Origin of the sequence: Pseudomonas baetica, assembly GCF_051216495.1 — a bacterium.
Taxonomy (GTDB): domain Bacteria; phylum Pseudomonadota; class Gammaproteobacteria; order Pseudomonadales; family Pseudomonadaceae; genus Aquipseudomonas; species Aquipseudomonas baetica_B.
Map to the genome: position 1 here is coordinate 1 of NZ_JBPKAM010000009.1, position 24,583 is coordinate 24,583.

Sequence of the window (24,583 nt, forward strand, 5' to 3'; positions counted from 1 at the left end):
ATCCAGCAACGATGTCGACTGACACTCCGTCTTCGCGAGCAGGCTCGCTCCCACAGTAAAAACACGCCACACAGTTCCTCTTAACCAGACAACAAAAACAATCGGACACCCCAAGGGAAGTCCGCCTGGAGAAACGCAATGAGCCTGAATGCATTGGAGGCCGGGGCGAGCCCGGCCGTTAGCCACGACGAAGAAAAAGCCCTGGTCAGCAAGGTCGCCTGGCGATTGATGCCGCTGATCATGGTCTGCTACCTGTTCGCGTTCTTCGACCGCATCAACATCAGCTTCGCCAAGTTCCAGTTGCAGGCCGACCTGAGCCTGAGCGACACGGCCTACGGCCTCGGTGCCGGGTTGTTCGTGGTCGGTTACGTGATTTTCGAAGTGCCCAGCAACATGATGCTTTACAAGGTCGGCGCCCGTCGCTGGATCGCCCGGATCATGATGTCCTGGGGCCTGGCCACCGCGCTGATGGTGTTCGTCAACAGCGAATGGCAGTTCTATGTGCTGCGATTCGTGATCGGCGCGATGGAGGCCGGTTTTGCACCGGGCGTGCTGTACTACCTGACGCTGTGGTTTCCGCAGCACTATCGCGGGCGCATCACCTCGATGCTGTTCCTGTCATCGGCCTTTGCCGGTCTGGTCGGTGCACCGTTTTCCGGGCTGGTACTGCAGCACCTTGACGGATTTCTGGACATGCGTGGCTGGCACTGGTTGTTCCTGCTCGGTGGCGTGCCCTGCATCGGCCTCGGTTTGCTGGTACTCACCCTGCTCAAGGACCGCATCGAAGATGCCCATTGGCTGACGCCTTCGGAGAAAACGCTGCTGGCCAGTCGCATCGCTCACCATGAACCGCACAAGAGTGGCGGTTCGTTACTGGCGGCGCTGAAAATCCCCGGTTTCCTGACCTTGGGCCTGATCTACTTCCTGATTCAAGTGGCGTCCTACGGTTTGAATTTCTGGGCACCGCAACTGATCCGCAGCGCCGGTACCGAAAGCCCGGTGATGATCGGTATGCTGACGGCCATCCCTTATATCTGCGGCGCCATCAGCATGGTGGTGATCGGGCGTTTGTCCGATGCCTCGGGCGAACGACGCAAGTTTGTCGCAGGGCTGGTTGCGGTGGGTGCCATCGGCTTCTTCAGTGCGGGGATCTTCGCCAATCACACGACCTTCCTGATCGTTGCCCTTGGCTTGCTCGGCGCCGGAATCATCGCCTCCATCCCTAGCTTCTGGACCCTGCCGCCAAAACTGCTGGCTGGCGCCGGTGCCGGGGCGGCGGGCGGGATTGCGGTGATCAACACGCTCGGCCAGTTCGGCGGCATCGTCAGCCCGGTCATGGTCGGACGGATCAAGGACCTGACCGGTAGCACCACCCCGGCGTTGTATGTCATCGGCGTCTGCGCACTGATCGCCGTGGCGCTGTTGATGTGGGGCCTGCCGCAGAAACTGCGCACGCTGGACAAGTTTTAAGGATTCGCAGGCTACGGCAGCTCCCACAAGGACCACGCACCCTTGTAGGAGCTGCCGAAGGCTGCGATCTTTTGCTCTTCAAGAGGCCGCAGTCACCGTTTTCCCCACTGCATCACCAAACTGAATCACCAACACTCCTGCAATCAGCAACACCGCGCCAAATACCTTGGGCAATGTCACCTGCCGATCCAGCAACCCAAACCAGCCAAAGTGATCCAGCACCAGCGACGCCACCACTTGCCCCGCCAGCGACAGGGCCAGGAACCCTGAAGCCCCCAGCTTCGGCAGCAGCACCACAGCCAGGGAAATAAAACACACCCCGAAAGCACCCCCGGCCCACATCCACAGTGGAGCCCTGGTGATGAACGTCACTGAAGGCAGCGGCAAACGCATCGCCAGGATGATCGGCAACAACACCAGAATGCTCACCAGCAACGAGGCCAACGTCGCCAACAATGGATGACCCAAGCCACGTCCAAGGTTGAAGTTGATCGCACTCTGGAAAGGCACCACCGCCCCGGCAATCACGGCGAGTAATAAAAGACCGACTCCATGCAACGTACTCATGTTCATGCTCCAAGAGGTTTTGCTGGACTCTAGGGTATTCATCACGCAGATTTAAATTCCGTTTTGTTATCCAGAACATGCACCAAATGAATGATCTGCGCCGCATCGACCTTAACCTGCTGGTGATCCTCGACGCCTTGCTCAGCGAACAGCACGTGACCCGTGCGGCTGAGCGTTTGCACCTAAGTCAGCCTGCGGTTAGCCATGCCCTGGCACGTTTGCGTGATCTGCTGGGTGATCCGCTGCTGGTGCGGGCCGGTGCTGGTCTGATGCCGACACCGAGAGCGCTGGAATTGACGGCGCCGCTGGCCGAAGCCCTGGCCCAGGTGCAAGCGCTACTGGCGCCAAGCGCCTTTGACCCGGCCACCGCCAAGCGCACGTTTCGCCTGGCGATGTCCGACTATGGCGCCGCCATCGTACTGCCAGGCTTGATCCGCACACTGCGCCGCGAAGCACCGGGCATCGATCTGCAAATCAGCCACGCCAGCCGCGAAGGCATGCTTGACGGTGTGCTCAATGGCGACATCGATATCGCCGCTGGCGTGTTTCCGGAAATGCCCAATGAGTTGCGCAGCACGCCGCTGTTCGAGGAGCACTACGCGTGTCTGCTGGACCGTAACACGCTACCCGCCGATGGTGCCCTGGATCTGTCCACTTACCTGAGCCGACCCCATGTCCTGCTGGAAATGCGCGGCAGCGGCACCCCGGAAATCGAGCGTGCATTGACCGCTGTGCGTGAGCGCCGTCGAGTGGCCGTCAGCCTGCCGCATTGGAATGTCGCCCCGGCACTCATCGGCGGTACCGATTTGATTCTCACCGTCGCGTCCCGGGCCTTGCGCGATATCGATCAATCGTCACTGATCGTTGTTCCACCACCGTTCCACATTCCGTCTTTTACCTTTGTTCTGGTGTGGCACAAGCGGCGAGGTGGGGATCAGGCGTTGAGTTGGTTGAATGCGCGGATTGAGGAGGGGGTAAGGTCCTGATGAAGTTCTTCGACGATCAGTCAGTCGATACCCAATAACCTGATATAGACTGGCCACCATTCACCAAACAGTTCAAAAGGACTTCCCATGACCCCATCGCTGCTAATGGCCGTGCTTGCCTCGGGCTTCATCTATGGCATTACGCCGGGGCCGGGTGTTTTGGCGGTGTTCGGGATTGGCGCGGCCCATGGGCGGCGGGCGGGGGCGGGGTTTCTCTGCGGGCATTTGCTGGGCGATGTGATCTGGTGCAGCACGGCACTGGTGGCAATTGTCGGTGCGCGGGAAATCGGCAGCACGGCGTTCGATGTTTTGGGCGTGCTCAGCGGTCTGTATCTGTTCTGGCTCGGCTGGCGTGCGGTACGGGCGCGTCGCAGTGGTGCCGAAGCTCCTCAGGGGCCGGCGCGTCAGCCGTTCTGGCATGGCATCCTGTTTGGCCTGACCAACCCGAAGGCCTATCCGGTGGCCGTGGCCACGTTCACCGCATTACTGTCGAGCCGTGCCGAGTTGCTGACGTGGTCGATGCTGCCGTGGCTGATCTTCCTGAGCTTCGTCGGTGGCCTTTTCGCCTACGCTATCCTCATCGGCATTGTCGGGGCGCGCCGGGTGCGCACCTTGTATCAACGCCATGAGCTGGCTATCACCCGGCTGTGCGGGGTGATGTTCATCGGTTTTGCCATCAATGCCCTGGCGCATGCCTTGCCGGGGCTGGTAACGAACAAAGCTTGACGCTGATCGCGGGACTGCATCAGTGGCACATGTTTCGGTCAGGGATGGTTTCTTATTGCTGCATCGTTCGGACACGCTCTCGGCACCATGACCATCAGTAATTCCGCTCCGTTGGCGAGCTACATTGACCTTTTGCTGGACGCCGTTTGCGCGGTCGATAAACAAGGCCGCTTCGTTTTTGTCAGTGCCGCCTGCGAACGCGTTTTTGGTTACACCCCTGACGAGATGATCGGCCGGCAAATGATCGATCTGGTACACCCGGCCGATCGGCAGCGTACCCTGGATGCCGCGCGGGAGATCATGGGAGGCGAGCCCAAGCTCAATTTCGAAAACCGCTATCTGCGCAAGGATGGCCGGGTAGTGAACATCCTCTGGTCGGCACGCTGGTCGGAGGTCGATCAATTGCGCATCGCCGTGGCTCGCGACATCACCGAGCGCAAGCAGGCCGAGTCCCGGCAGGCGGCGCTGTATGCGATCTCCGAAGCGGCGCATGCGGCGGAAGACTTGCTGGCGTTGTTCAAACGCATCCACATGATCATCGGCGAGTGGCTGCCGGCGCTGAATTTTTCCGTGGCGCTGTATGACGAACACTGTGCGCAGCTGAATTTCCCCTATCACGTCGACGACCACGAACCGCAGCCCGAACAGCCCGGCACCATCACCGGGCGCCTGTGTGCCGAGGTTATCCGCAGCGGCCAACCCATCCTGCTGACTCCGGACCAGGATCAGCCTCCCCCCGGGTTCGAGACGCTGGTGATCGAGCCGCATTCACCCTGCTGGCTGGGCGTGCCGTTGAACTCGCAGAACGGCACCATTGGCGCGTTGATCGTCAAAAGCATCCCCGGCGGCGAGCGCTACACCGAACAGGATAAAGAGCTGTTGCAGTACGTCTGCGCCCAAGTGGCGACGGCGATCGAGCGCAAGCAGTTGCACGCGCGATTGCAACGCATGGCCCAGTACGACCAATTGACGCAACTGCCTAACCGCGAACTGCTGCGCGACCGGCTCAAGGCTGCACTGGACGCGGCACGGCAGGACTGTGGGCGCATGGCGCTGCTGTATGTCGACCTCGACCGCTTCAAGCAAGTCAATGACACCCACGGCCATGCGGTGGGCGACATGCTGCTGCAAACCGTCGCCAATCGGCTCAAGGGGTGCGTGCGCGAAACCGACACGGTGGCGCGCATTGGCGGTGATGAGTTCGTGGTGCTATTGCACAGTATCCACGCCTCGGGCGATGCCGATTGCGTGGCCGGGAAAATCCACCAGGTCCTGGCCCAGCCACTACGCCTGGATGGGCACAGCCTGCACATCCATCCCAGTATTGGCGTGGCGCAATACCCTGAAAACGGCACGGAGGAAAAGCAGTTGTTCAGGCATGCCGACGAAGCGATGTACACCGCCAAGCGCGCGCAACATCTGCGTCTCGTCTGAATGGCGATTGCCGTTCGTCGCGGTATGAGCGTATTTCTCTAAACCTTTTGGCGCGCGCAAATTCTGAATCTATGCGGGCCCCAGCTCGCCGCGAACATCACCAAGAGGTAGAGAATCATGCCTAACTCAAGAAACTCGAACTCGGGAAACTTCGCCAACGATCGAACCAAGACGTCTGAAGCCGGTCGCAAAGGTGGGAAAACCACCACCACGACAGTCGACAAAGAGCCTTCGAAGCCCGACATGGGCCGAAAAGGCGGACAAGGCGGGCAAAAATCCCGCTAGTGGCTGAAGGTGGTTTTGATTGAGAAGCGGGGGCGAAAGCTCCCGTTTGAATGTTTAGAGGAGGGCGCGACCATGAGCCTGATGGCCACCCGTTTACGCAATTGCAGTATTGCCGTGTTACTGGGCTTGTTTGTCAGCAGTGCCTTCGCCCAGACACCTGCCGAATTCATCAACGATGCTTCGGCCAAAGGCATGGCCGACATCGAAGCCAGTCGCCTGGCACACCAGAAAACCGAATCCAAGGAGGTCAAGGATTACACCATTGTGGTGATCAACGACCGCACCACCGCCAACCAGCACTTGGCGAAAATCGCCAAGCAACTGGATCTGCCGGTCGCCCCGCGTGAAGAAGTGGTGGACAAGGCCAAGACCTTGATGCCCGAAGCCATGGACGGTACGAACTTTGATGAGGCCTATGCGGCCAGTCAGGTCAAAACTACGCAGGAAGCCATCGAGCAACTTGAGCAAACGGCGCAGACCACCGATGTGCCGGAAATCAAAGCGTTTGCCGAGGAAACCTTGCCCAAGCTGCAAAATCATCTGCAAATGGCCAAGGCCCTGCAGGCCAGCCGCTAACCGTTTGCATGAGCGGGTGACCTTGGGGCACCCGCTCAAGCCCCACAAAAAAATCAGAACGATCGCCCCCGGAAACGTCTTGGGACTACCGGCTCATAGGGCGTTTGTTGTGCGACTGTTGCGAACTTCATGGCCGCGGCCATGGGGTAAGATGCGTCAGCATCCACGACAGGAGAACGCAATGAGCTGGTCCGCCAAGCAATACGTCGCTTTTGAAGATGAACGCACCCGTCCCGCCCGTGACTTGCTGGCGGCGATCCCCGCCGGGGAAGTGCGCTCGGCCGTCGATATCGGATGTGGTCCGGGCAACTCGACCGAATTGCTGGTGGAGCGCTTTGCCGGTGCGACAGTTCGGGGGCTGGACAGTTCGGACAACATGATCGAGGCCGCTCGAAAGCGCTTGCCACAGGTACAGTTCGATATCGCGGACATCGACACCTGGAACGACAAGGGGCCGTTCGACGTGATTTTCGCCAACGCCGTGTTGCAGTGGGTGCCCGATCACGCCACCTTGCTGCCCTCACTAGTGAGCAAGCTTGCGCCCGGTGGCAGCCTGGCGATCCAGATGCCCGACAATCTCAATGAGCCTTCGCATCGGTTGATGCGGGAAGTGGCTGCCGATGGCCCGTGGGCAAGCAAACTGGCAGGTGCCGCCGGTCAGCGAACAGAGATGGAAAGTGCCAGCGGTTACTACTCGATCCTCAAGGCCTGTTGTACTCGCGTCGATGTGTGGCGCACCACTTACCATCATCCGTTGGCGGGCGGTGCGTCGGGTGTGGTCGAGTGGTTCAAGGGCAGCGGTTTGCGGCCGTTTCTCGATCCGCTGGATGAAGCGGAGCGGGTGCGGTACTTGAAACAGTATCTGGCAGCCATCGAACAGGCCTATCCGGCTTTGCCCGATGGTTCGGTGTTGCTACCGTTTCCGCGGCTGTTTCTGGTGGCGACTCGCTGATGCGCAAAAGGGGTGTCAACCGCCCCTTTTCCTTGCGCGCCTGGCGCTCAGGTACTCAAAGATAAATGAAGCAAAGCCGAACAACCCGATCATTGAAATGATCATGATCCCCAACTCCGAACTGTCCATGCTGACCTCGAAACGAAAGGTGAGCCGAGAGAGTAGGGCATCTGTCGTCAGGCTAAATGCAGCGCTACGACATCTTTACGGACGTGCTCCGATCCATACGCAATTCATACGAATGCAGGTTCAGCGCTGAACGCCGACCAGCAGCATCATGGGGCGCTCCCGCTCTTCGGCCAGCGCTGGTTGCGCCGCGACCTCGGTATCGTTCGGCCCCCATTCGTTGACTTGCTGGATGCTGAAACCGGTGGCAATCAGCAGGTTGAGCAAAGTACCGATAGTGCGGTGCTGCTTGATCACGCCGTCCGCCAGCCAGTTGGTCACGCGTTCGCCTTGCAGTTGATAGCTATCCACTGGCCAGCTCTTGCGGCCCTCGGCATCGGTGATCCAGCCGGGGTTGCGCGGAGCCATGAAGATCGGGTGTTCGATGGAAAACACAAAGCACGTGCCAGGCTTGAGGGCGGCGTGGAGGTTGCTAAACAGTCCTGGCAAATCCTTGATGTAGTGCAGGGCCAGGGAGCTGTAGGCCAGATCGAAACTGGCGACGGGCAGATCGAGGTGTTCCAGGTCGGCGCGTTCGTAGCGGATGTTGTTGGCTGACGTTGTGCTGCGCGCCTTCTCAAGCATTTTTTTCGACACGTCCAGTCCGAGCACATGATCAGCGCCTTGCTCACTGGCCCATCGACAAAACCAGCCGTAGCCGCAACCGAGATCCACTACCTTCAAGCCTTGCATGGGCGGCAGCATGGCCTTCAGCGCAGGCCATTCCGGTGCAGCGTCGAGGCCGTTAAGGGATCGGGCCATCTGGCTGTAGCGCTGGAAGAATTGGGGGGCGTCGTAGATGTTTTGGGTCATGCCCGAGATGCTCCGTAGAAATTGCTCGATGCACGTCTGAATACCGTAAACGTTGTGGGAGCGAGCTTGCTCGCGATAGCGGTTATACATGCACATCCAGGTTGCCTGCCAATCCGCCATCGTGAGCAAGCTCCACTACCAGAGGGGTGCCGTCAGGACGGTTCTGCATCCATTCGTCGCGCGATAACGTCCAGCACATCGCAGCCGTCGCGCAAAGGCACACAGCAGAGCAATGCAAAGTCGCTGAGAATTACCGAGTCGGTTGTGATGTCACCGCGCATTGCGAGGTTTTCAAGGATCTGCGTCACAGCCCGAATTCTGTAACTGGCCGTGCTGAGCAGTGAGTGTAGGGGTTGTGTGGTGTTGACGTAGAGAGAGGGAAGATCGTCGGCATTGCTGGTTAAAGCCATGTATTCGTTCATGAGTGATTCCTTGAATTGAGGTGATCTACCACTCATCGTCGCCAAACAAAGGGTGGTAGCTGTACGCGGGTTGGCGAACCGGGACAAGGCAAACCGGCAGACCCGAAGGTCTCCCACGCACAGCCACCAAAAAAGGCAGCCAAATGCGTTCAGAAACACTCCGAGATCACTCGGAGGTTTCTGTGCTTTGTCATCGAGTCGCCAAACCCGATACGCCATTTGGGCGCGCTCGGACTATAGGTCTCATGACAAAGGCACAGCAATGCGCGAGTTTACGGACAATTCCCAGACTATTGTAGGACGTTGCTTTATTTCGAAATCTCATCGCCGCGAATCAGTGATTCATTGAATGGCGTCCACAAAAAACCGGCCACCAAGACCGGTTTTTTTGTCGCATCAACTGATTCACAGGTAAGTCTGAAGCCTCAGGCAACCCCTGCAAGCAAACTCTCATAAGGAATTGGCAAGCCGTCGTGCAATCGCTTGATCATCGACAAGCTCAATTTGCGCTTGCGGTTCAGTACTTCTGATACGCGTCCACTCCTGCCAATGAAGGGCTCCAGATCACGATGGGGAGGAAAAATGATATCGCTTCAACAAAATCGTTAATAAAACGCTGTCTTTATGGAAAAACGCTAACAAATCAGCAATTTCATGCGAAAACGCTAACTTCACAGTCGAAATACAAATCCCAGACACAAAAAAACCGGCCATCAAGGCCGGTTTTTTCTTTACCTGCATCCCCCGTCAAAAACCGACGTGGGATTGAAATTCGATTGGAGCGGGTGAAGGGAATCGAACCCTCGTTATCAGCTTGGGAATCTATTCCGCCTGCTGTATCAGGTCATCGCAGGGGATATCAATTAAGGTCTATAGCCCAGTAGAATCGCGGCTTTCGGAAGGGTGAAGCAGATCCTCTTGTCTCACGCTGTCTCACCTTAGTTCAGGCCAACTGTCACCAGGAACTGTCACCAGTGCTCACGGAAAAGCAGATTCAGGCACTCAAGCCCAAGGAAAAGGACTACGTGATGTCGGACGGACGCACCGCTCGGGGCGAAGGTGTCCTGGTGCTCAAGGTCCGGCCCAACGGGGCAAAAGAGTTTTACTTCCAGCGGCATGTTGGCGGTAGAAAAGTGATGGCCAAGCTCGGCAGCTGGCCAGACATGAAGCTCGCGACGGCGCGAGAAAAATCTCGGGGCGAAAAAGAGATCAAGCTTTCCCCGGGGACACTCCAGGATCTGATTGACTCCTACGTCAACAAGCTCGAAACCGAGCAGGCCGCGTCAGCCGGCGATGTGAAGTGGTCGCTGAATCACTACGTCAGTAAATCTTTCCCGGACTTGGTGAAGCGTCCAGCCTCATTAGTTGGTCCTGCCGAAGTCCGCAACATCATTGCCAAGATGATCAACGATGGCATCACGACCTATTGCAACCGTGTCCGATCACAGCTGCACGCGGCCTTTCAGATGGGGTTAGAGCAGGAATTTAACCCGCGCAGTTATCTGGATGTGAAGGTGAAGTTCGGCTTGATCAGCAACCCGGTTGCCAGCGTGCCCGTCCAGGGCGACTGGGAGCAGCCGGGAGATCGAGCTCTTTCCCCCGACGAATTGGCAACACTCTGGCAGATGTTGCCTGAGCATTTGAGTCTGGTGACGTCCGAGCTCCTGAAGTTCCTAATCGCATCCGGTGGCCAGCGTCCAGAACAGGTGCTGGCGACAGAGCGTGGGCAATACTTCGATGATCACCTGATCATCCGCAACAAGAAGGGGCGGGGCATTGATGGTGAGAGGTCGCTCCACGTAGTGCCCTACAACAAGTTGATGCGCCAGTGCCTGAAAGCGATGAATGAGGTCAACGAAAACAGTGCATTCCCGTTCGAGGGCAAGGCCGAGGGCAAGGGGTTGCACACCCAGTCACTGTCGCGGGCGGTCACCAAGCTCTACAGCCGGCACACGAAAGAGTTCAATGGGCCATTTACGTTGCGGGACATTCGGCGTACCTGTAAGACCCTGATGGGCGTGGCCGGAATGAGCAAAGAGCTACGGGACAGGATTCAGGGGCACGCCTTCAACGACGTCTCGTCGAAGCACTACGACCGTTACGACTACTTCAAAGAGAAAAAAGCCGGCTTGCTGCGTTGGTCAACGTGGCTGCAGAAGAACGTGCTCGACACACCAATCAAGAGAAAGTGAGGCCGCTTACGCGGCCTCGGTAGATTTCCATTGGTTGGGGTTGGTTTGCCATTCGGTGATGGCTGACTCCCGCCAGCCGACCCGACCAGCAGAGATGTTTACTGGTTTGGGGAAGCGGCCTCGCTTGATTTCCCGCCACAACGTCGCATGGGAAAAGGACGTTGTTTCCAGAACGTCCCTTTCTCGTAGGAAGCGATCGAGCTTTTTGGTCATAGGATCGCTCCGAACAGCGAAAGACGATGTAGGTGTTCAGTGCATCGCGAATTGAGCCAGACACACTCGGTTCGGTTTGCACTGCCACGGCCAGCAGAGATCCGAGCAGATGTGCTGTAACACACCCAACCCGGCAGCCGCTCCGTGTACAGATCACTTGGGTACCCGGACAATACAACCATTCCGTCTAAATCGAGCAAAACATCGAGCAGTTCCCGATGTGCCGCGTCGTCCATCTCGTGTTTGTAGTACCGCCCACTGGATGCACCTTTGTACCTGGTGTCATGTACATAGGGCGGGTCAACATAGTGCAGCGTCTGCGGTCCGTCGTGGGCTTTGATGACCTCAGTAGCCGGCCTGTTCTCGATCAGCACCCCGCTCAAACGCTTGCCAACTTCGGCCAGTTGGTCTGGGTATGCCGCCCAAAGTGACTGGGCCGTTCCGTACTGACGTTTCGTATCAATGCGAAAACCGGTAACGCCCTTTGTGGCGCCTGCTGAACCGAAGCCCATTTGAGCCCTGATGATAGTCCGGCGAGCCCGTTCGATCGGTTCGGCGCTTGGTTCCCAAGAGAGTTCGAACTCCTCCCGGGAATAGGGCGTGAAGACCAAGCGCTCTGTAAGTCCCGATCGCGTAACCGGATCTTGCAGGACGCGAAACAAGTTAACGATGTCCCCATCAAGATCGTTGTACACCTCAGCATACGAACGGGGCTTCTGCATTAGCACCCCAGCGGCGCCACCGAACGATTCGACATAGCAGGTATGAGATGGAAAATGCTGTAGAACCCACGGAGCAAGCCGGAACTTTGCGCCGTGGTAGCGGATGACTGGTGCAGTGATACCCATATCCTTTCTTCCCTTGAGGGCGATGGGGAGTTGCAGCTCCCCGTTGATTCGCCCTGTGATTCAGTTCACCGCGCGTACCGTTGCGGTTTGTTTTTTCTTGCCTCAGCTCGCGCCGCCATCAGATCGGCCCACTCCGCAGACTTTCGCTGCTGCCGGATGCGGCTACAGGCCTGGTGTTTGCGAGTGGAGCGCGCTTTACCGCAGATGTCGCAGCAGCTCGGCAGGTCAAGTCGATGGCTCGCCATTGTTGGCCGTAGGCGTGGAGCATCAGCCATGGGTAACCCCCGATTTTGGTTCTAACTTTTCGATTCGCGCCGCTTCATATTCACGGGGAAAGATCTCAATGGCACCGTCGATCCAGCCATTGGTTCCTTGGCCGCTCGCCTCATGATTGCGGTGCCGTTCCTCGTTGATTTCGAACCCTAAGGCGAAGTAGCCAACACCATTCAGTTCGAAGGTGATCCCGCCACAAAGCCAGATGCTCCCGCCGTTGATGCCGATCGCGCTCCATAACTCATCCGCGTGGATTCGCGCGGGGCAATGTTCATCCCAGAGGGCACGCAAACGCTCATGCTCTGCGCGAATGGCCGCGCGCTCTTCCTTTGTGATGCCTTTGGGTGGCTTGGCTGCGGTCCGAAGGCTGCGATAACCAAACTCGTCTTGCCGGCACCAGTAGGGATCGTGCTTGCTGTCAGTGCTCAGTTTTACGCCGCCGACATAATGGGTGGTACCGGATTTCATTGGTGATCCAGGTGCACCGAACACGTCTGCGAGTCGTTCACGCGCAGCGTCGAAAGCTGCCTTCTTTGCATCCCATGCCTTCAGTTCACCGACCACTGCCGGCGAGCTGGACTTATAGAAGTAGTGAGTCATTACGCATCCCCCAGCAATGCACGAGTGAGGGCATTCCGTTGACCTGCCGGTGTCAGCTTATGCAGTGGCTGAACACTGGTCCGGCCGTTTTTACTGCGCACCGTTGCCGCATTGCCGGTAATTTCCTGGACGGTCGCTTCTTTCACAGAAAAGCGATATCCGCGGCCCGATGCTGTTATCTGGGTATAGGTGACCGGGTCACCAACAGAAATCGTGTTCGTGGTAGCCTCGATCGCGCCGCCGTTGTGGGTTTGAGCTTGCATGGTTCTCTCCTTTCAGTGGTGGTCGGCGTCGAGGGGTTGCAGCCCCTCGGCGCCATCTCGTTGTTTACTTAGCGAGCCAGATCAGTACGTCAGGTACTTGCATGGCCGTGAGCGCGATCAGTACGACGGTTGCTATCGTGCTGAGCAGATTGCTCAGCAATTCCCTGCCACCCTGTTGGGCTGTTTCGTTGGTGCGCTGCATGGTTCTCTCCTTTCAGTGGTTGCCGGTTGCAGCCGGCGTTACATGTCGCTGTCTGGTTTTCGCACCAGGTGCAGCTCCAAGCCTTCAAATTCGTTGTTGTCCTCGGTGCTCGATTGCCAATCCAGTACCGCCTGGATCTGTAGCCGGGAACAATTCAGCACCACGATCTCGCGCTGTCCGTCTGCGGCTCGAACCTCCAGGATGTCGACGAGGCCGTCAGCACCGTAGGCGTCGGCCTGCACGGTTTTCCGATGGTCATTGCCAAGTTGGTTCAGCAGCTCGGTGACGCGGTCCTGCAGGCTGACGGGGGTGTTGAGCGCGCCCTCGGCGAGTACTTGAATTTGCATTCCTATGTCCTGTCGGTGATTGGCGTTCAGGCCTGAAAAATCCAGCACTTCACGATGGGTTGCTTGGTGACGACGGCGTTGGAATGCTTCGCCTGATGTGCACGTACTGCGCTGTCGGTGGCCTTGTTCGTGTCGATCAGCTTCCGCGAGCGGGAGTCCTTCAGCCGGTCCCGCAGTTCACTGATGTCGGCGACCTTCTGGCGGTGCTCGGCCGCGCACTTAACGAAGTCGTTGAGGTTGATGGCGATGGTGTTTTCTTTCTTGCTGTGGTTGACCACGGGGCCGTCAGCGTCCAGGCCTTCGAGGTATTCGTAGACTTCCCAAAACTCAGCCACTACCGGGTGATCCGAACTGATCGAGGCCTGGCGCTCGATCGCCATGCGGATGATTTGAGTCCGGGTGTGGCTGATTTGCGGCTCACTGAGGGGGACGACCAGGCGCAGGCAATCGAGCAGGGCGAGCAGTTGGGCGTGGTTCTTGTTGATCCGCTCGACGCGGATGTAGCCGCGCAACTTGTTGCCGCAGTGGCCACAGTGGTCGTGCTCATTTTTGAATGGCGTCTCGCAGGCAAAGCAGTGGCTGTGAAGGGTGCGCAGCTTTGCTTCGTAGCCGGGCATGCGTTGAGCAAACAGCTCCATCACTTCTGATTCTTTGCGAACCGCCTGCAGCAAGAAGTTGCTGAGCTTTACGCCTTCCAGGGAATTGAGCAGGTCCGCCGCCGCGCGGCTTTCAGCCGTGACGTTTGGCCGCACAAAGTGCAGCTTTACGATCCGGGTCATGATCGCTTCGGACGCTACGACCGGCGCGTTTTGGCTAATGGCGATGGTGGCGCGGAAGGGCGGCTCGTAGGTTTCGTTGCCGGCTGTTTTGACACCTTTGGTCGCCAGCGTGCCGCCGCCGTAATAGTCCTTCAGCTCGTCCCATTCGAACGTTTTGGCGTGGGCCTTATCGTCGCCGCTGCGATCCGACTCCAGCAGCACGACCGGCATGCCGGAGATTTGCCCCATCAACCGGCTTCGGCCGGCCTTGGTGGATTTGGATGGGTCGAAGCCTTCGTACCCCTCGCGACCGAGCAGTTTCCACAGCAGGGTGAGCAGGGTGGTTTTGCCCGCACCGGCTTCGCCTGTGGCTTCCAGGAAGGGGAAGGACTGGTACCGTGCGCGGATCTGCTCGGCGAACAGCGAACCGAACCAGAAGGTCAGTGCCACGGTGCCTTGGGCGCCGAAGCATTGCCAGAGCAAGTCCAGCCAGCGAGTGTCGTAGTCTTTGGCGTCCTTCTGCAGCGCGATCTTCACGCCTTTTTGCAGGCTCTTGAGTTTCAGCTTGCCCATCTCGAAGAACTCTTCTTCGTTGATGGTGATGAGCTGGCCTTCCCGGATGGCGATGTCGTTGAACACGTAGCAGCCGTACTCGCGGCTGTAGCCCACATAGTCGATGGTTTGCACGGTTTTGATACCGAAAAGCTGGTCTTTCATGATCTTGTCCAACTGTTGTCCACTACCGGTGAACACGGCTCCGGCGCCCATGCCGAGAAGTCTTTTCTTGAATTCGCTGGCTGCTGCGACCTGGCCACCGGTGAAGGTGTTTTTCACCGAACCACCGTCATGCGGAAAGTCGACGCGGAAGAAGTACCAGGACTCGTCAGTAATCTCGTTGCGCTGGAAATACAGGGCCTTGGGGTAGCAGTTGGCGATCTCGACCACGCAGCCGGACATCCGCAGCGCCTTGGCGCGACGTGCTTTGTCGTTGAGCTGTTGGTCTTCATGGTTGTCGCTGGCGTCCAGTGCCTGCATCGCGCTGTTGAACTTCGAAATGTCCAACTTCCACCAGTACAGGCGGGAGTCGAAGCCGAAGTGAAACTCCTCGCGCTCGCGCCACTGATACATGAGCAGGGCTTTCTCCACAGCGCTCTCTGCGATCAGCAGGGCACCGTGGTGCTTGGCGTCCTCCAGCTCCTTGTCGATCCGCTGGGTGCGAGCATCGACGTCATCCATGAACGCCCAACGCTGGTGCAGATCGTTCCAATCGACCTTGCGCGAATCAGGCTGTGGGATCTGTGCCGCGTCGCAAGTGAAGCCAAGGTCACGCGCTTGGCGCACCCACATCCGGGTGTATTTGTGCGCACCTGGTTCGTTGTCCAGTGCCCAGATCAGTTTTGGCGTCTTGCCGCTGCGCGCGGTGATCAGGGCTTTCAGCGATTCTTCTGGATAGGCATTCGAGGAAAGCGCGGCAACGGCGGGGATACCGTTCTGCACCAGGGCGATGGCATCGAAAATGCCCTCGACGATCCACAGTTCGTCGACCTGCAGCAGGTCGACACAGGGGGGCACCCACCAATAACCCTTGTAGCTTTCGCCAGGCTTGAATCGCGCCTTCTTCTTGCCGAAACGGTTCGGCTTGTCGATGAGGCGTTCCCAGTAGCCGCCCTTGTCGAGTGGAAAGCGAACGGTGGCCGAGCCGATGTTCAGCTCCCGGTCAAAGTAATGCTCTTGGGTGTACCAGCCTTCAATCTGGCCAACGTCGAAGCCGCGGGCGAAGGTTAAGTAGGCCTTGGCACTGGCAGCAGGTTGGTCGTCGGTGGCGGGGGCACGTTTGCTCCAGTCATCGAACAGGTCGCTGTACAGCTCCTTGACCGGCTCCATGTAGCGGCATTTCTGCTCGCGACCGCAGCGGATGAACCAAGGCTCGTCATACCGGGAAAATAGCCGCCGCTGGTTGCACTGGGGGCAAGTACCCTTGCGCATGTATTGGGTGCCGGCCATGTGCTGCAGGCCAAAGTCGGCCTCGAGCCGCTGCAGTACATCAGCGCGAAGTTGGTGATCCATGGTCTTCACTGCGCACGCTCCACAGCATTGGTGTCGAGCTGCTTTTTCAACTCGCAGCGCGTGCGGCAGATGCCCACAAGGTAAGGCAGGTCCTGGAGAGCTTTGTGGCCGCGTTGGCCGGCTGGCACGTTCCGGTAGCGATCGGAGTACCAAAGATCAGCCATGGTGACTTCGTACTGACTGGTGAGCCATTGCAGGTATTTCTTTGCCTGCTGCTCGTCCAGTTCCAGTTGGATGGTGATTTTGCTCATGTCAGCCGCCAATAAGTTGCAGTTTCCCCTTACCCACGCGAAGCGGGCATACGGAGGGGAGGGTTGGGTTAGTTCGAGGTGTCGCGGGAGGACAGCAAGCGCGCGGGTAAGAAGCGCGCCGGCACGGGATAGCGCTTCTGTGTTTGGGTATCCAACAACCAGACCAGGTACCGATAAGCACTGCTTGCCGGATAGATGCCCAGCAAGGCCACACGTTTTGTGGTCATGCTTTCGAATTCGGCAACTGCCAGTTCAGCGATTCGCTGCACCAGGTGCTCGGGTACTTCGAGCGACTGGGCGAGATAGCGTTTGCAGTTTTCGAGCAGCAAGTGGTCGCCGGACAGGTGCTGCCCATGTTGGCGGTACAGATAGGCCACGGCCGCTTGTTGCATGGCGGCGCGGTAGTCAGTGGTGGGATTGATAGTCAAGGTGATGGCGTTCATGCGTATTCAACCTCCATATCGAGTGAGTCCAGCAAATCAGGCTGATCGTCCTGGGACTTCATCGCCAGGCGCCGCAATGCAACAGGGGCTACGGGTAACTTGACGGTTGGGTTGGGCATGCCGCTCGGGCTCATTTCATGAGTCATTTCGAACTCGGCACGCACGGACCAGCCGCAAGCTTCGTTTGCGCATTGCAGGTAGGCCACGCGCAGGAAAATGTGGGTGCCTTCGCTGGTACGGATACGCATGCGGCCCATGCAGTGGGGGCAAACCATTTTGTAGACGCTCACTGGTCGGCCTCCTTGCTGTGCAGTTGGATCGTGGCCAGCACCTCGCCATGGCGAGCGCTCAGGTATTTGCTGTGGGCAGCAAGGATTGCAGCCGCCTCACCTTTCTCGATGACACCATCAGCCAACGCTTTATCGATGATCTGATCGACCACGCCACGCTTGGCTGCCGTGCTGACCGAACGGCTATACAACTCGATGTTGTCCAAAGTTTCGGGATCGGCGATAGGCACGAACATGCCGCTGTAAAGCGAGGCCACGTACTCAGGCAAAAAGCTGGTGCCAGCCTCTCGCTCGAGCATATGAATCTGGTCATCGCTCAGTGGCCGGCTGCCGGCGTTTTCGTAGACGTGGTTGTCGAATTTCTTGAGTTCGTAGCCGAGGCGCGCTGCTGCACATTCGCGGCCACCTGGGTAAGCGCAAACAACTGCACTTACGACTTGGCGTCTGGTTTCTAGCACTAAGCGCTTCATGTTCTCGTTTCCCTCCTTGGCTAGCCGCACTACTGTGCAACCTCACCGTCTTTGATCCCGAGCAAAACTGCTGCCCGGTGTGCCTCGCCTCGACGACCTTTCTTGCGTCCATTGAGTAGATCACTGACCAAATTTTTGTTCAGACCATGTTCGCGGCTGAACTCCGCAATGCTTTTTCCCCGGCGGTCTAGATCTGCACGGGCTTGCTCGGGGGTTAGAAGGACATGCATAGTGTTCAACCGTGTTTAATCGTGTTCGACGGTGAGGATTCTTGGGCAGAATTCTGTTCAAGTCAACTGGTATTGATCAAAAAAGTGCTCATTTTATCTGGAGTAGGTGAACGCCTACGTGAAGAAAGGGATCGGCTGGGTTTGAATCAGACCGATTTTGGTATTGCTGCGGGCGTTAGCCGAGGAACTCAGAAGGCGTATGAACTTGAGTCAAGCTCGCCTGATGTACGCTACTTAGCGGCTTTGCAGGGGATGGCTGTGGATGTTCATTTCGTCCTTACTGGCAGTCGGCACTCGATTGATGCCGCGAGCCTCAGCGAGGAGGAATCATTGGTCCTCGAACAATTTCGCTCTCTTCCCGAGCATGACCGTGCTTCCGTCAAACGCCTCACTAGCGCACTCGCTGCCACTGTGCAGGTGAAGTTGTAATCTGAGGAATTGATATGGCGCAGAGCGCATTCAGGGAATGCAACGCCTGGCTTTGAATCGCCACGGACGTCCTCCGAACGTTCATAAGAAATAAATTTAAGCCCGGCCAAGTGCCGGGTTTTTGATTTGCTGCGCCAAGGAGCCGTGACTTTGTTGGCAAAGTTGCTATCCGCGTGTACTGTATGCGCATACAGTGCTTGCGTATGGAGTTTGCGCATGTTGTCGATACTGAGAGCGGAAAACAGCCGCGCCCAAGAACAGCCACAATCACGCCGATTCATTTCTCGGAGGGAGCGTGTGTTGCTGCAGTGGTACCGCCGTCTAGGGAAGGAGGATCGTGCTCATGTTCTGCGTTTTGTGTCGGCAATGGCCATAACAACGCTGCCACCTAAGTGATTTATCAAACAAGAAAGAAGGCGCTCGAGGGCGTCTTTTTCATGCCTGCGAGTTTTGCATTAACCCCCCAAAGGCTCTAGGTCAGGTCGGGGTAAGCTCTGGGCGGTCTCTGGTGAGGGTATAATCTTGGACCTCATCAACAAGGAACTCAGAAATGGATTTTTTGAAACGGAAGATTCACCAGGTACGCACTTCACTGATTTTTCCAAAGCCCCCTCTCGGTAGCTTACTTCTCGCAACGTTGATGTTTAGCAGTACCCAGTCCATCGCCCAGGATGGTCCTGCTCATCCATTGCAATTCAAATCTGTCGCCGAAATGATCGAGGATCGCGGTGACTACGCTGAGGAAAACGGCAGCTTTAAGTTGGTAAGTGCCAAGCCTTTGAAAATCCAGCTTGCGCCCACTGTTGTTCCAGGAGATCTCCCTGAAAACGTGCAGAGCGAGTTGCGCCGCGCAGCGCTTTACGGTGTGTATCGAACATTTACACACACCAACGCTGAAGCTGTTTCGGTGACCGCCGTGCCTCGGGAAGTGACTTTCAATCCTGTCACTTCCAAGGTTTTGAAAGCACCTAGTGTTCAGATCAGTGTTACTCGAGATCAAGCGATGATGGCAGCGGGGAAGATTGTGAAGGCGAGCTCTGCCTCTGACCTGGTCGTCCCCGAAGCAGCGGGTGATTCCCAGTTGGATGAATGGACTCCCGCATTTCAAAATCTCTACTTCAAAGATGCGGGGCAGCTCCAGTTACTCAATGCAATCAAATCCGCCGGCGGTGATGTCGTAAACAACGGTTGAGGTTTGATGGTCTGTAAAGGTCGGGGGGAGCTTAATTCACAGCCGAATCCGACTAAGTCGCAAAAATCCCGGCCAAGTGCCGGGTTTTTTATGCCAGTTTGTTAGCCTGCATCTTCTTCCACTCACGGTCCACCGCCCGTTTCGCGGTCTTCTCACTTGCGTACAGCCAGCGCAGCCGTTTGGGTTTTGACTGATCACCCGCAGTCACAGTCTTCTCCTTTACGGCCTTTTCGTCTCGGTAATTGGCAATGATCCCGGTGTACTCCCCTTTGTTTTCTTCGGCCAGGTCTTCCACCGTGTCCTCTGGCAGTTTGCTTTCCAGATCCAGACTCATGGTGTAGCCGTTGTCAGCGCTAAGGCTGTGCTGAACGTTGCCGCCATACCAGATGATTTCATCAATCTCGGCCTTCACGCCCTGGAGCGTGTAGGTCAGTTCCGGGATCAGATCCGGTCGGCCCCGGGCCAGGGTGTAGCTCAGAGTGGCGCTGCCGCGTTGCAGGCGATTGAACTCAGCCCGGGCAGCCCGTAGGGCGGATTGCTGGTCGCTGTAGGTATGGCGCAGGTCCTTGAGGTTTTCACCGCCGCCGGCAATGGCTTCCTGCTTCTTGGCACTGTTTACGTCGTAGTAATAGGCGCGGACACCGTCGTAGCTGTCGCGATCGGCTTGCAGGTACCGGTGCTGGTCGCCATCGACGCGGGTCAGGGTGATATGGGGCAGAGCCTTGCCGCTGGCCGTCTTGCCACCGCCGGCCGGCATGCACAGCAGGCAGCCAGCTTTGACCGTGGCCACGGCATCGAACTCTTCGCCCAGTCGACTGATCAGGTTGGCGTCCGACTCATTGGCCTGGTCGAGCTGCAGGATGGGCAGACTGCCCAGGGCTTCGGCAATCGTTGCCTTGAGGCCATTGCCACTGGCGATGGCTCTAAGTACTTCACCCAGAGTGGTGTTGCTCCAGCTGCGCTCGCGTTTGGACTTGAGTCCTTTGCGCAGGTCCGCCGATCGTGCGCGAATGCTGAGCACATCGGGGGCGCCGCTGTGCTCGGTTTCGTCAACGGTGTAGGTGCCTTTGTCGACCAGGCCGGTATCACTCCAGCCAAGCCACAGCCGCAAGATCGCGCCCTTGGGTGGAATGGCCAGCAGGCCATCGTGGTCGCTGAGCGTAATGCTGAGCTGGTCGGCCTCGATGCCGCGATTGTCGGTCAGCTCCAGGCTCATCAGCCGCGGACTGATCAATTGCGCGAGGTCGTTGCCGTCGACGGTCAGGCGGAACGCCGGCACCGGATAGGTGGCATCCCGGCGGCTCTGTTCCAGGGTGCTACTCACATAACCCGTCACCCGGGCAATCGCGGTATCGATCACAGCAGCCCCCTCAGAATGTTCAAGCCGGTGCCGGTGCTCGCACCGAGCAGATCCACACGACCATCATCGACGCGCTTCAGGCTCAGGTTGAATTCGATCCGTCGCGCGGCGCCGTTGGAAAAGAAGATGGTCCTGGTTTCCGTCAGGTTGTCGATCACCCAGAGTCCGCACAACCGGCCGGTACCTTCGACCATGGGCCAAGCCTTGCCGGTGTCAGCCATCTGGCGCAGCGCATCCAGGCTCAAGACGGTACCGGCCAACTCCGGAAGGATGATGCCAGGGAGGGTGACGGCATCCTCCCCCCGACCCAGAAACTGACGGGCTGGATTGGTGCCGATGCGGTTACTGCTGGGGTGGCGCCATTCCGTCTGGCGCTGCATCTCCTGGTAGGCAGCCGTGTGCAGGCTGAAAACGAACATGCCGAGGGCGAGCATCATGCGGGTTACTCCTGGTCGGTCAATTGGCTGCGCTTGCGGGCGGACTTTTCCCGATCGATGCGGGTCAGCTCAGCACGCACGGCACGGGCAATGGCCTGGTCATCCATGCCCGGGGTGGTGTGAATGTTGATTTCGTAATGGTCGTGACTGTCGTAGGTCACTGCAGCCTGTGGGGCGACGGGGGCTCGGCTGTCGATCTCAATCGCTGGAGTTGCAGCCGTGCCCATGGCCATGACGGGCGCCGCGATGCTGCCCAATGCCATGGCACCGGCGGCTGTGAGCTGTTTGCCGAAGGTGGCCAACGTCGCCAGAACGCCTGTATCAGCCCCGGAGGGGCCAGGCGTCGGAACGGTCGATTGCGCCACCTTGAGCGGTTGAGCCACACCGGCAGCCTCGGCCGGGGTGCGTGGCTCCCCCATCGAGGAAGGACCGGCGATCGCATTCATCACGAAAGCCCCCGCGTTGGTGAGCTGCTTGCTGATTTGCGCGACGGCATCGAGCGGCCCTTGTTCACCGGATTGCAGCCCCTGCGTCAGGCCCGCCATGGTGAAACCGCCCAGTTCGGCAAAAACTCGCGATGGGCTGTGGATGCCGAGCTTTTCTTTGAACCAGTCGATGGTCGAGCCGCCGAGCGATGTGATGGCCTCCTTGATCTGTCCGGCGCCGGCCATTAACCCGTTGACCAGACCGTTGACGATCATGCTGCCGAACTCGGTGAAGCGCGTCGGTAGATCCACGCCCAGGTAGCTCAGCACTCCAGCAAAGGCCTGGTAGATCAACCCAATCGGACTGAAGTTGGCCAGGGTGGTGAGAATGCCGCCGATACCGCCGCTAAAGCCGGCCTTAATCTCGTTCCAGGCATTGGTGAAGTACAGTTTCACCTGGTCCCAGTTCTGATAGATGAGGTAGCCGGCACCGGCAAGTACCGCCACGACGGCGGCGATGGCCAGCGCTACAGGGTTGGCTGCCAGCGCCCACAGGGCGATGCTGACGGCACGGATAGCTGTTACCAGTCCACCGCTGAAGGCTACAGCCAGCACTCTCAGCAAGCCCAGCAGCGTGGGGATTTTCAGCCCCATCATGGACAGTGCGAAACGCACGGCAAGGAAAGGGCCAAGCACGCCGGAAATGCCGAGTGCGACGACACCGAAGCCAGCAGACAGGGCTGCGATCCCTGCCGCGACTTTCAACAGGCTCGCGACGAGTGTGGGGTTTTGAGTTGCCCAGGTGTTCACCCGCTCAATGATGCGGTTAAAGCCGTCGACCAGCTCGATGAGGGTTGGTCGTAGCGTTTCGCCCAGGGCGCTGCTGAGGTTGAACATTCGGTTTTGTGTCATCTGCCAGCGGGCTGACAGGGCTTCACTGCGGATGTCGCCCTCGCGTTGCATTGATCCGCTGCTCTTGGTGCTGTTCACCAGCTCGAGCTGGCGGCGGTATTCGCCGATGTTGGCGGCAAGCTTTGCGGCGTCGTCGCCGTACTCCTTGCCGAACAGCTCAGTCATAACGCCAAGTTGGTTGGCCTTGGGCAACTTGCTCACCGCATCCAGCACTTTCTGGATGGTGCCGGTGGCGTCCTTGGCCATGCCCTCCTGCACGGCTTTCGCTTCCAGCCCAACCGCCGCCAGTCCTTTTTGAAACCGCTTCGGCTGCTGCGTCGCAATCGCCAGTTCACGGATCATGGCGTTGGTGGCCGTGCCCGCGACTTCCGCCGAAGCACCCAGGGTCAGGAAGGTGGAGCCCAACGCTGCCGCGTCCTTGAACGACATGCCCACCGAGGCAGTGATGCCGGCAGTGCGCTGCATCACTTCAATGATGTCGGAGCCTTTGGACATGGCGTTGTCGTCAAGGTAGTTGATGGCGTCACCGAGCTGGCTGACGTTCTTGATTGGCAGTTTGTAGAGCTGGGCGATACGAGCCAGGCTCTCACCGACCTGGTCGGCGGGTAATTCGAAAGCCGTGGCGGCTGTGGCCGCAACGCGAGCGAACTCGAGCAAGTTGTCCTTGCCCTGAATACCCATCCGTGCGCCGCCCTCGACGAGCGCAGCGATGTCTGTGGTGGCCATGGGGATGCTTTCTCCCATCATCTTGATGGCTGCCCCCATGTCGTAATAGGTCTGGGTGAGTTTGCCGTTGTCGTCTCGGGCACCCTCGACCTGTTTGGCGACACCGGCCATGGCGTCCTCGAAGCTCGAATAATTCTTCACCATTGCCAGAATCGGCAGCCCAGCAGCCGCACCGGTGGCGACAGAACTGGCGCCTGCAGTTGCCGCAACCCCCACCATTTCTCGACTCTTGCCGAAGTTGGCGCGCAGTTTTGCTGCCCGGGCCTGCTGCGCACTCATGGCCGCCATGCGTTTGCTTTGGGTGTCGATGCTGATGTTGGCGGCGTCGATTTGGCTCTTGAGTTTGAGCTCGTGCGCGCCCAGGGCGTTGGTGTTGATTCCCGCTTCTTTGAGCTGTGCGGCGAGGCTGGCCAGTTTGGCTTTCTGCTGTCCGTACTGTTCGCCCAACCGTTTGGATTCGCCGGTCTGCTGACGCAACAGGGCAAGTTGGGCCTTGTGCGGTTGCTCCAGCCGGCGCAGCTCTTCGCGCAGGCTGGCATGCCCTGCACGGGAGGAACGTAGCTGCGTATTGCCGGCGGTGTAGCGTTCGGAAAGGGTTTTTTCTTTGGCTGCCAGTTGGTCGAGCTCGACCTTGCGGGCACGTTGAGCCGTGGTCAGTTGTTCGTATTCGACGCGCTGCTTGTCGGTCAGGGTGTTGCCCTGACTGGTCACCGCATTGAAGGCTGCAATCTGGGAGCGTGCCTTGTTGTATTCGTCACGGACCAGCCCAAGGGCATCGCGTGAGCTGGTGAGCTCGCGCTTTAGATCGCCCTGGGTGTCCTTGAGCGCATCGAACTTTTGCCGTGACTGTTCAACCAGCGCCTGGGTGGGGGCCAACTGTTGGCGCACTTTGGCCGTGGCGCGGCTGAGTTCCCCCAACTTGGCGTTGCTGGCCTCCAGCGTCGCCGCTGTCTCGCGGTTGGTGGCTTGCAGCTCGCGCCAGGCGCTGACGTCCTTCTGTTGGGTGTTGAGTTCCTTGAGGCGGTCGCGGGCGTCCTTCAGCGCCCGGGCCGTTTCGAGGCTGCCCTGGCTGATTTGCCGTAGCGGCGCGGAGGCCTTGTCGATGGCATTGAGCAATACCTGAAGTCGTAGATCATTGGCCATCGGCGCTACTCCTAACCCGCGCCCTCTCGCGCCAGTCCATCAGTTCCTGCAGGCCCAGCCGATCCATGTCGGCTGGTGCCCAGTGAAAGACCACGGCCAGATCGGCCATGGCGTCC

General features: G+C 58.5%; 29 protein-coding genes and 1 pseudogene. 10 read left to right on the forward strand and 20 right to left on the reverse strand.

What is annotated here, in order from left to right; genetic code table 11:
• The first annotated feature begins 138 nt into the window (after nt 1–138).
• Nucleotides 139–1,470, forward strand: a complete 1,332-nt coding sequence (locus ACSFE6_RS05570; protein WP_435426664.1) for an MFS transporter — start codon at nt 139–141, stop codon at nt 1,468–1,470.
• Between the two features lie 78 nt (nt 1,471–1,548).
• On the opposite strand, the gene ACSFE6_RS05575 is transcribed toward ACSFE6_RS05570, so the two are convergent.
• A complete protein-coding gene (locus ACSFE6_RS05575; RefSeq protein WP_435426665.1) occupies nt 1,549–2,037 on the reverse strand; it encodes a DMT family transporter in 489 nt (162 codons plus the stop codon).
• A gap of 77 nt (nt 2,038–2,114) precedes the next feature.
• Between ACSFE6_RS05575 and ACSFE6_RS05580 the strand changes: the two genes are divergently transcribed.
• The 6 genes from ACSFE6_RS05580 to tam all read left to right on the forward strand — a co-directional run bounded on the left by ACSFE6_RS05580 (nt 2,115) and on the right by tam (nt 6,996).
• Entirely contained in the window at nt 2,115–3,023 is a 909-nt protein-coding gene (locus ACSFE6_RS05580) for a LysR family transcriptional regulator (RefSeq protein WP_435426666.1), read from the forward strand.
• Nucleotides 3,024–3,110: 87 nt separating this feature from the next.
• Nucleotides 3,111–3,749, forward strand: coding sequence for a LysE family translocator (locus ACSFE6_RS05585; protein WP_435426667.1), 639 nt, complete (start codon nt 3,111–3,113; stop codon nt 3,747–3,749).
• 87 nt (nt 3,750–3,836) lie between these two features.
• Nucleotides 3,837–5,183, forward strand: coding sequence for a diguanylate cyclase domain-containing protein (locus tag ACSFE6_RS05590; protein ID WP_435426668.1), 1,347 nt, complete (start codon nt 3,837–3,839; stop codon nt 5,181–5,183).
• A 117-nt stretch (nt 5,184–5,300) separates the two neighbouring features.
• Nucleotides 5,301–5,468, forward strand: coding sequence for a KGG domain-containing protein (locus tag ACSFE6_RS05595; RefSeq protein ID WP_435426669.1), 168 nt, complete (start codon nt 5,301–5,303; stop codon nt 5,466–5,468).
• 72 nt (nt 5,469–5,540) lie between these two features.
• Nucleotides 5,541–6,044, forward strand: a complete 504-nt coding sequence (locus tag ACSFE6_RS05600; RefSeq protein WP_435426670.1) for a DUF4142 domain-containing protein — start codon at nt 5,541–5,543, stop codon at nt 6,042–6,044.
• A gap of 181 nt (nt 6,045–6,225) precedes the next feature.
• Nucleotides 6,226–6,996 carry a trans-aconitate 2-methyltransferase gene (gene tam / locus ACSFE6_RS05605; protein ID WP_435426671.1) on the forward strand — a complete coding sequence of 257 codons (771 nt, stop codon included), beginning with the start codon at nt 6,226–6,228 and terminating at the stop codon, nt 6,994–6,996.
• Between the two features lie 249 nt (nt 6,997–7,245).
• Here the strand turns inward: tam and ACSFE6_RS05610 are convergent, their stop codons facing one another.
• The 3 genes and pseudogenes from ACSFE6_RS05610 to ACSFE6_RS05620 all read right to left on the reverse strand — a co-directional run.
• Entirely contained in the window at nt 7,246–7,974 is a 729-nt protein-coding gene (locus tag ACSFE6_RS05610) for a class I SAM-dependent methyltransferase (RefSeq protein ID WP_435426672.1), read from the reverse strand.
• A gap of 152 nt (nt 7,975–8,126) precedes the next feature.
• Nucleotides 8,127–8,396 carry a short-chain dehydrogenase gene (locus ACSFE6_RS05615; protein ID WP_207263940.1) on the reverse strand — a complete coding sequence of 90 codons (270 nt, stop codon included), beginning with the start codon at nt 8,394–8,396 and terminating at the stop codon, nt 8,127–8,129.
• 425 nt (nt 8,397–8,821) lie between these two features.
• Nucleotides 8,822–8,965: pseudogene (locus ACSFE6_RS05620) on the reverse strand (transcriptional regulator); the annotation flags it as partial.
• 405 nt (nt 8,966–9,370) lie between these two features.
• Between ACSFE6_RS05620 and ACSFE6_RS05625 the strand changes: the two are divergent.
• Nucleotides 9,371–10,588 (forward strand): tyrosine-type recombinase/integrase, encoded by a 1,218-nt coding sequence (locus ACSFE6_RS05625; RefSeq protein ID WP_435426673.1) that lies wholly within the window; start codon nt 9,371–9,373, stop codon nt 10,586–10,588.
• A 6-nt stretch (nt 10,589–10,594) separates the two neighbouring features.
• On the opposite strand, the gene ACSFE6_RS05630 is transcribed toward ACSFE6_RS05625, so the two are convergent.
• The 12 genes from ACSFE6_RS05630 to ACSFE6_RS05685 form a co-directional block, all read right to left on the reverse strand.
• Nucleotides 10,595–10,801: a helix-turn-helix transcriptional regulator gene (locus ACSFE6_RS05630; RefSeq protein ID WP_435426674.1), complete on the reverse strand. Its 207-nt coding sequence runs from the start codon at nt 10,799–10,801 to the stop codon at nt 10,595–10,597.
• Complete coding sequence (locus ACSFE6_RS05635; RefSeq protein ID WP_435426675.1) at nt 10,798–11,649, reverse strand: DNA adenine methylase; 852 nt, start codon at nt 11,647–11,649, stop codon at nt 10,798–10,800. The genes ACSFE6_RS05630 and ACSFE6_RS05635 overlap by 4 nt, the downstream gene beginning before the upstream one ends.
• Nucleotides 11,650–11,916: 267 nt before the next feature.
• The gene (locus tag ACSFE6_RS05640) at nt 11,917–12,522 is read right to left on the reverse strand and encodes a hypothetical protein (protein WP_435426676.1); all 606 of its coding nucleotides are present in this window, start codon (nt 12,520–12,522) and stop codon (nt 11,917–11,919) included.
• Nucleotides 12,522–12,785 (reverse strand): hypothetical protein, encoded by a 264-nt coding sequence (locus ACSFE6_RS05645; protein WP_435426677.1) that lies wholly within the window; start codon nt 12,783–12,785, stop codon nt 12,522–12,524. Before ACSFE6_RS05645 ends, ACSFE6_RS05640 begins: the two co-directional genes overlap by 1 nt.
• A gap of 64 nt (nt 12,786–12,849) precedes the next feature.
• The gene (locus ACSFE6_RS05650) at nt 12,850–12,987 is read right to left on the reverse strand and encodes a hypothetical protein (protein ID WP_435426678.1); all 138 of its coding nucleotides are present in this window, start codon (nt 12,985–12,987) and stop codon (nt 12,850–12,852) included.
• A 38-nt stretch (nt 12,988–13,025) separates the two neighbouring features.
• Nucleotides 13,026–13,334 (reverse strand): hypothetical protein, encoded by a 309-nt coding sequence (locus tag ACSFE6_RS05655; protein WP_435426679.1) that lies wholly within the window; start codon nt 13,332–13,334, stop codon nt 13,026–13,028.
• 26 nt (nt 13,335–13,360) lie between these two features.
• Nucleotides 13,361–16,159: a toprim domain-containing protein gene (locus ACSFE6_RS05660; RefSeq protein ID WP_435426680.1), complete on the reverse strand. Its 2,799-nt coding sequence runs from the start codon at nt 16,157–16,159 to the stop codon at nt 13,361–13,363.
• Between the two features lie 5 nt (nt 16,160–16,164).
• Nucleotides 16,165–16,410 (reverse strand): hypothetical protein, encoded by a 246-nt coding sequence (locus ACSFE6_RS05665; RefSeq protein ID WP_435426681.1) that lies wholly within the window; start codon nt 16,408–16,410, stop codon nt 16,165–16,167.
• A 68-nt stretch (nt 16,411–16,478) separates the two neighbouring features.
• Nucleotides 16,479–16,853: a hypothetical protein gene (locus ACSFE6_RS05670; RefSeq protein ID WP_435426682.1), complete on the reverse strand. Its 375-nt coding sequence runs from the start codon at nt 16,851–16,853 to the stop codon at nt 16,479–16,481.
• Nucleotides 16,850–17,143: an ogr/Delta-like zinc finger family protein gene (locus ACSFE6_RS05675; RefSeq protein WP_151140770.1), complete on the reverse strand. Its 294-nt coding sequence runs from the start codon at nt 17,141–17,143 to the stop codon at nt 16,850–16,852. The genes ACSFE6_RS05670 and ACSFE6_RS05675 overlap by 4 nt, the downstream gene beginning before the upstream one ends.
• Nucleotides 17,140–17,613 carry a YmfL family putative regulatory protein gene (locus tag ACSFE6_RS05680; RefSeq protein WP_435426683.1) on the reverse strand — a complete coding sequence of 158 codons (474 nt, stop codon included), beginning with the start codon at nt 17,611–17,613 and terminating at the stop codon, nt 17,140–17,142. Before ACSFE6_RS05680 ends, ACSFE6_RS05675 begins: the two co-directional genes overlap by 4 nt.
• 29 nt (nt 17,614–17,642) lie before the next feature.
• On the reverse strand, nt 17,643–17,843 hold the full coding sequence (locus tag ACSFE6_RS05685; protein WP_435426684.1) for a DNA-binding protein: 201 nt from the start codon (nt 17,841–17,843) through the stop codon (nt 17,643–17,645).
• A 21-nt stretch (nt 17,844–17,864) separates the two neighbouring features.
• Between ACSFE6_RS05685 and ACSFE6_RS05690 the strand changes: the two genes are divergently transcribed.
• Nucleotides 17,865–18,272 (forward strand): helix-turn-helix domain-containing protein, encoded by a 408-nt coding sequence (locus tag ACSFE6_RS05690; protein WP_435426685.1) that lies wholly within the window; start codon nt 17,865–17,867, stop codon nt 18,270–18,272.
• 550 nt (nt 18,273–18,822) lie between these two features.
• Nucleotides 18,823–19,464, forward strand: coding sequence for a hypothetical protein (locus tag ACSFE6_RS05695; RefSeq protein WP_435426686.1), 642 nt, complete (start codon nt 18,823–18,825; stop codon nt 19,462–19,464).
• A gap of 88 nt (nt 19,465–19,552) precedes the next feature.
• On the opposite strand, the gene ACSFE6_RS05700 is transcribed toward ACSFE6_RS05695, so the two are convergent.
• The 4 genes from ACSFE6_RS05700 to ACSFE6_RS05715 are packed head-to-tail and all read right to left on the reverse strand — an operon-like array spanning nt 19,553 to nt 24,576.
• Nucleotides 19,553–20,824: a phage late control D family protein gene (locus tag ACSFE6_RS05700; protein ID WP_435426687.1), complete on the reverse strand. Its 1,272-nt coding sequence runs from the start codon at nt 20,822–20,824 to the stop codon at nt 19,553–19,555.
• On the reverse strand, nt 20,821–21,261 hold the full coding sequence (locus ACSFE6_RS05705) for a phage tail protein (RefSeq protein WP_435426688.1): 441 nt from the start codon (nt 21,259–21,261) through the stop codon (nt 20,821–20,823). Before ACSFE6_RS05705 ends, ACSFE6_RS05700 begins: the two co-directional genes overlap by 4 nt.
• Nucleotides 21,262–21,266: 5 nt before the next feature.
• Entirely contained in the window at nt 21,267–24,467 is a 3,201-nt protein-coding gene (locus tag ACSFE6_RS05710) for a phage tail tape measure protein (protein ID WP_435426689.1), read from the reverse strand.
• On the reverse strand, nt 24,457–24,576 hold the full coding sequence (locus ACSFE6_RS05715; RefSeq protein WP_150812457.1) for a GpE family phage tail protein: 120 nt from the start codon (nt 24,574–24,576) through the stop codon (nt 24,457–24,459). Before ACSFE6_RS05715 ends, ACSFE6_RS05710 begins: the two co-directional genes overlap by 11 nt.
• Nucleotides 24,577–24,583: the final 7 nt, after the last annotated feature.

Coding starts and splice junctions, on each gene's coding strand:
- ACSFE6_RS05670 (WP_435426682.1), bottom strand. CDS start 16,853: ATGAACGCCATCACCTTGACTATCAATCCCACCACTGACTACCGCGCC.
- ACSFE6_RS05595 (WP_435426669.1), top strand. CDS start 5,301: ATGCCTAACTCAAGAAACTCGAACTCGGGAAACTTCGCCAACGATCGA.
- ACSFE6_RS05715 (WP_150812457.1), bottom strand. CDS start 24,576: ATGGCCGATCTGGCCGTGGTCTTTCACTGGGCACCAGCCGACATGGAT.
- ACSFE6_RS05615 (WP_207263940.1), bottom strand. CDS start 8,396: ATGAACGAATACATGGCTTTAACCAGCAATGCCGACGATCTTCCCTCT.
- ACSFE6_RS05575 (WP_435426665.1), bottom strand. CDS start 2,037: ATGAGTACGTTGCATGGAGTCGGTCTTTTATTACTCGCCGTGATTGCC.
- ACSFE6_RS05610 (WP_435426672.1), bottom strand. CDS start 7,974: ATGACCCAAAACATCTACGACGCCCCCCAATTCTTCCAGCGCTACAGC.
- ACSFE6_RS05590 (WP_435426668.1), top strand. CDS start 3,837: ATGACCATCAGTAATTCCGCTCCGTTGGCGAGCTACATTGACCTTTTG.
- ACSFE6_RS05645 (WP_435426677.1), bottom strand. CDS start 12,785: ATGCAAGCTCAAACCCACAACGGCGGCGCGATCGAGGCTACCACGAAC.
- ACSFE6_RS05705 (WP_435426688.1), bottom strand. CDS start 21,261: ATGATGCTCGCCCTCGGCATGTTCGTTTTCAGCCTGCACACGGCTGCC.
- ACSFE6_RS05710 (WP_435426689.1), bottom strand. CDS start 24,467: ATGGCCAATGATCTACGACTTCAGGTATTGCTCAATGCCATCGACAAG.
- ACSFE6_RS05635 (WP_435426675.1), bottom strand. CDS start 11,649: ATGGGTATCACTGCACCAGTCATCCGCTACCACGGCGCAAAGTTCCGG.
- ACSFE6_RS05685 (WP_435426684.1), bottom strand. CDS start 17,843: ATGCATGTCCTTCTAACCCCCGAGCAAGCCCGTGCAGATCTAGACCGC.
- ACSFE6_RS05695 (WP_435426686.1), top strand. CDS start 18,823: ATGGATTTTTTGAAACGGAAGATTCACCAGGTACGCACTTCACTGATT.
- ACSFE6_RS05640 (WP_435426676.1), bottom strand. CDS start 12,522: ATGACTCACTACTTCTATAAGTCCAGCTCGCCGGCAGTGGTCGGTGAA.
- ACSFE6_RS05570 (WP_435426664.1), top strand. CDS start 139: ATGAGCCTGAATGCATTGGAGGCCGGGGCGAGCCCGGCCGTTAGCCAC.
- ACSFE6_RS05580 (WP_435426666.1), top strand. CDS start 2,115: ATGCACCAAATGAATGATCTGCGCCGCATCGACCTTAACCTGCTGGTG.
- ACSFE6_RS05585 (WP_435426667.1), top strand. CDS start 3,111: ATGACCCCATCGCTGCTAATGGCCGTGCTTGCCTCGGGCTTCATCTAT.
- tam (WP_435426671.1), top strand. CDS start 6,226: ATGAGCTGGTCCGCCAAGCAATACGTCGCTTTTGAAGATGAACGCACC.
- ACSFE6_RS05655 (WP_435426679.1), bottom strand. CDS start 13,334: ATGCAAATTCAAGTACTCGCCGAGGGCGCGCTCAACACCCCCGTCAGC.
- ACSFE6_RS05660 (WP_435426680.1), bottom strand. CDS start 16,159: ATGGATCACCAACTTCGCGCTGATGTACTGCAGCGGCTCGAGGCCGAC.
- ACSFE6_RS05600 (WP_435426670.1), top strand. CDS start 5,541: ATGAGCCTGATGGCCACCCGTTTACGCAATTGCAGTATTGCCGTGTTA.
- ACSFE6_RS05665 (WP_435426681.1), bottom strand. CDS start 16,410: ATGAGCAAAATCACCATCCAACTGGAACTGGACGAGCAGCAGGCAAAG.
- ACSFE6_RS05650 (WP_435426678.1), bottom strand. CDS start 12,987: ATGCAGCGCACCAACGAAACAGCCCAACAGGGTGGCAGGGAATTGCTG.
- ACSFE6_RS05630 (WP_435426674.1), bottom strand. CDS start 10,801: ATGACCAAAAAGCTCGATCGCTTCCTACGAGAAAGGGACGTTCTGGAA.
- ACSFE6_RS05680 (WP_435426683.1), bottom strand. CDS start 17,613: ATGAAGCGCTTAGTGCTAGAAACCAGACGCCAAGTCGTAAGTGCAGTT.